Origin of the sequence: Spirillospora sp. NPDC046719, from assembly GCF_040645715.1 — a bacterium.
In the GTDB taxonomy this organism is placed as follows: domain Bacteria; phylum Actinomycetota; class Actinomycetes; order Streptosporangiales; family Streptosporangiaceae; genus Spirillospora.
Window position 1 is genome coordinate 1 of sequence record NZ_JBEYYT010000637.1, and the last position, 4,195, is coordinate 4,195.

Consider the following 4,195-nt stretch of genomic DNA (forward strand, 5'->3'; position numbering starts at 1 on the left):
CCAGCCCGTGCCGGCGCGGGCCGTCCGCGCGGCGCCCGCGGACCCGCCGGGCGCCGCGCGGCTCCCCGGCGCGCGGGCCACGCCCCCCGCCGCCCACCACCCCGACCCCGGCGTCGTCGCCCGCGTCGCCGCGCTCGCCGCGTCCCTCGGCGACCGGCTCGAATCGCTGGAGATCAACCCGCTCCGCGTCGACGGCGCCGAGGTCGAGATCCTCGACGCCCTCGTCACCTGGGCCTGAGGCGCGGATCTGCGGCGTGCCGCCCCGATGACGGCCGGCCGAGGGACGGCACGCCGCGGCTCAGCGGTGGGAGGCCAGGACGAGGACGGCGGCGGACATGAACATGCCGCCGTTGCCGAGCACCGCGCTGACCTCCGCGTCCGGGACCTGCGCGGCGGCCTCCTTGCGGAGCTGGCGGACGGCCTCCTGGATCGCGAACATCCCGTACATGCCGGTGTGGGTGTAGGACAGGCCGCCGCCGTTGGTGTTCAGCGGGAGGCGGCCGCCGGGCGAGGTGTGGCCTTCGGCGATGAACGCGCCCGCCTCGCCGCGCCCGACGAAGCCCATGTCCTCCAGCCCGTAGATCGGCAGGTGCGCGAACGCGTCGTAGATCATCAGGTGGTCGACGTCGCCGTGCCCGACGCCCGCCTCGGCGAACGCGGCGCGCGACGCCCGCCGGAACGCGGCCGAGCTGGTCAGGTCGGCCATCTGGGAGATGACCGGCGACTCGGCGGACTCCCCCGCGCCCAGCAGGTGGACGAGCGGGCGGCGGGTGCCGAGCGCGCGGGCGCGGTCCTCGGACGTGACGACGAGCGCGCCGCCGCCGTCGGTCACCAGGCAGCACTCCAGCAGGTGGAACGGGTAGGCGACCATCCGGGACGCGAGGACGTCCTCGACGGTGATCGGGTCGCGGTACATCGCGCGCGGGTTGAGGTTCGCCCAGCGGCGCTGCGCGACGGGCACCCCGGCGAGCTGCTCGTGCGTGAGGCCGGTCTCCTTCATGTACCGCAGCGCGGTGAGGGTGAAGGCGGACGTCGGGCCGAACACGCCGTACGGGGCCTCGAACTGGCCGCTCAGCGAGTCGGGGGTGCGGGCGTAGCGGGGCGCGCCGACGCGCGAGCGGCCCGACTCGCCGTGCGTGATGAGGACGGTGCCGCACATCCCGGCGCGGATCGCGGCGGCGGCGTGCCGGACGTGGAACAGGAACGACGAGCCGCCGACCTGCGTCCCGTCGAGCCAGGCGGGCTCGATGCCGAGCGAATGCGCGATCTCCACCGGGCCGGGGGTGCCGACGGTCGCGACGCCGTCGATGTCGTCCTTGGTGAGCCCGGCGTCGGCGAGGGCGTTGCGGGCGGCCTCCAGGTGCAGCTGCCGGGTGGAGCGGTCCGGCAGGCGGCCGATCCCGTCGGTCTCCGCGGCTCCGGCGATGACGATGTTCACCGGGCCTCCGCGGGGGCGAAGAGCGGGAGGCGCACGTCGCCGCGCTGCTCGAAGGCGACCCGGAGCGGCAGGTCGAGGGGCAGGTGGTCGGGGTCGGCAGGCACGCCGACGAGGTTGCTCATCATCCGGACGCCCTCCTCGAGTTCCACGATGGCGATGACGTAGGGCGCCTCGTCCTCGAAGCCGGGCGCCGGACGATGGTTGATCACGTACGAGTGGAGGGTGGCGCGCCCGCTGGCGGTCACCCAGGCGACGTCGCCGGAGCCGCAGTGCGGGCAGCTCGGACGGGGATAGAAGAAGTGCCGGCCGCAGCCGCGGCAGCGCTGGACGCGCAGCTCCCCGGCGGCGGTGCCGTCCCAGAACGGCCGGGTGTCGGGGGTGGGTCGCGGGACGGGCTTGGAGGCCGCGGGCCTGGAGGCGGTGGACATCGCCCTCCTCGAAATAGTTCTAGATCGAGATTCTAGAACTTAGCTCTGGAAAATTTAAGGACCCGAACCTAGAGTTCGCTTCAAGAACCACCGGGCCCGAAAGCCCCCCGCCGGGACAACCGGAAAGAGGTGCCATGACCACCCTCGATCACCCGGCCGCCCCCGAGCCCAGAGCCGCGATCGACCGCCTCTGGAAGCGCGACCTCGACCGCTACCCCGACACCGGCCCCCGCGTGTGGTACCTCGCGGTGGTCGTCCTCGCCACGATCGTCCTCTACTGCGAGCAGTACGTGACCGGCGGCGTGGCGCCGCTGGTGCTCGCCCACTTCGAGATGTCGTTCCTCTTCTACGTCAACGCGCTGGTCGTCGGGGGCCTGGTCGGCGCGTTCGGCGCCCTCGCCGCCGGACTCTGCGACAAATGGGGGCGCGCCAACCTGGTCGCCTACGGGCTCGGCGTCACCGGGGTGCTGACGCTGCTGCTCCCCTCCATGCCGAACAAGTGGGCGTTCGTCATCCTGCTGACGGTCATCGGGATGGTCGAGGGCGTGATCCTGGTGGCCACGCCCGCCCTGGTCCGGGACTTCTCCCCGCAGCTCGGCCGCGCGTCCGCGATGGGCTTCTGGACGCTCGGCCCGGTCGTGGCGAGCCTCATCGTCAGCTTCGTCGCGAACCGGACGCTGGAGCGGCTCGACAACAGCTGGGCCAGCCAGTACTACATCATGGGCGCGTTCGGGCTCGTCGTGTTCGCGATCGCGCTCGGCGGCCTGCGGGAGCTGAACCCCGGCCTGCGCAGCCAGGTCATGGTCAGCGCCGGGGACCGCGCGAAGGTGGAGGCGCGCGCGGCGCAGGCCGAGGCGAGCGCCGACCTCGGCCGGCCGTGGGCGCAGATGCTCAAGTTCGACGTCCTCGCCCCGGCGATCGGGATCTCGATCTTCCTGATCATCTACTACACCGCGGTCGGGTTCTTCACCATCTACCTGACCACCACGTTCGGGTTCACCACGTCCCGCGCCAACGGCATCAACACCTGGTACTGGGCGATGGACGCGATCGCGCTGGTGGTCGTCGGGCTCGTGTCCGACCGGCTGCGGGTGCGCAAGCCGTTCATGGCCGGCGGCACCGTCCTCGCGGTCGTCATGACGTACGTGTTCCTGACCCGCGCCACCCATCCGCACACGAGCTTCGCGGCGCTCGCGACCATCGTCAGCCTGCTGGCGGTCGGCCTCGCCATCGCGTACGCGCCGTGGATGGCCGCGTTCACCGAGACGATCGAGCGGCGCAACCCGGCGCTGATGGCGCACGGGCTGGCCGTCTGGGGCTGGACGACGCGGATCGCGGTCGCCGGCTCGGTGTTCGCGCTGCAGTACGTGGTGAGCAGCGCGAACACCTTGGTCAGCGCCCCCGAGAAGCTCGCGGAGGCGAAGGCGGCGCAGCAGGCGGGGCACGCGCCGCCGGCGGGGCTGCTGCACCAGCTCGCCGACATCAAGCAGGCGGCGGCCGACGCCCCGCACCAGTGGCAGCACTGGTGGTGGGTGTGCATCGCCGCCCAGGTGCTGTTCTTCGCGCTGATGCTGCCGCTCGCCGGGCGGTGGAGCCCGCGCGCCGCGAAGGCCGACCTGGAGGCGGCCGAAGCCGAGAAGTAGGAGGTGCCGCGCGGCCGTCCCGCGGGCTCCCGGTCCGCGGGACGCCCGTCAGTGGTGCGCGTGGGCGCGGGCCCACAGGGCCGTCCAGCCGCCCGCGCCGAGCCAGGACGCGGGGACGCGCAGTCCCCGCCCGGCCAGCGCGTCCCAGAAGGAGCCGGTGTCGGCGCCGAGTTCGGCGGCGTCGGGCAGCGCGCGCCGCCACGGGCCGTCCTCGTCCTTGAGGGTCGTCGCCGGGTAGCCGGGCACGTGCACCTTGCGCGGCGGGACGACGCCGGCGAGCGGGATCTCCGGCGCGGCGCAGGTGACCAGGACGGTCAGCGCGCACAGCAGCGGCTCGGTCGTCCGGTGCCCGACCGCGCGGGCGACGGCCGGGTCGTCCCGCACCGCCAGCCGCCCGATCGCCGCGCGGACGCGCCGCGCGGCGAGGTCGAGCGCGTACGGGTCGGCGATCGCGGGCAGCAGGACGAGCCTGCGCAGGGTCTTCGGCAGCGGCGGCTCGCCGAGCAGCAGCGGGAGCCGGTCGTAGCGCTCGCGCAGCGCCGGGTCCAGGCCGGCGAGCGCGGCGGCGAGCGGCCGCGTACCCGTCGCCTCCCACAGCCGGACCAAGGGGACGGCCCGGGTGTCGAGCGTGCGGCGGACCGCGGCGGTGAGCTGCGCGGACCCGAGCCGGCGCAGCCTGGCGAGCG

General features: G+C 74.1%; 4 protein-coding genes and 1 pseudogene. 2 read left to right on the plus strand and 3 right to left on the minus strand.

The genetic code is table 11. The annotated features are described in order from the left end of the window. A pseudogene (locus ABZ914_RS47705) lies at positions 1-238 on the plus strand (acetate--CoA ligase family protein); the annotation flags it as partial. 60 nt (positions 239-298) lie between these two features. Here ABZ914_RS47705 and ABZ914_RS47710 read toward each other — a convergent pair. Beyond that, positions 299-1,438 (minus strand): thiolase C-terminal domain-containing protein, encoded by a 1,140-nt coding sequence (locus ABZ914_RS47710; RefSeq protein ID WP_500201258.1) that lies wholly within the window; start codon positions 1,436-1,438, stop codon positions 299-301. Then, positions 1,435-1,866 (minus strand): Zn-ribbon domain-containing OB-fold protein, encoded by a 432-nt coding sequence (locus ABZ914_RS47715; RefSeq protein ID WP_500201259.1) that lies wholly within the window; start codon positions 1,864-1,866, stop codon positions 1,435-1,437. Before ABZ914_RS47715 ends, ABZ914_RS47710 begins: the two co-directional genes overlap by 4 nt. A 134-nt stretch (positions 1,867-2,000) precedes the next feature. Here ABZ914_RS47715 and ABZ914_RS47720 point away from each other — a divergent pair, with 134 nt between their 5' ends. After that, positions 2,001-3,509 (plus strand): MFS transporter, encoded by a 1,509-nt coding sequence (locus ABZ914_RS47720; RefSeq protein ID WP_500201260.1) that lies wholly within the window; start codon positions 2,001-2,003, stop codon positions 3,507-3,509. Between the two features lie 48 nt (positions 3,510-3,557). Here the strand turns inward: ABZ914_RS47720 and ABZ914_RS47725 are convergent. Further along, positions 3,558-4,195: hypothetical protein (locus ABZ914_RS47725; protein ID WP_500201261.1), on the minus strand; the 638-nt coding region annotated here is incomplete at its 5' end.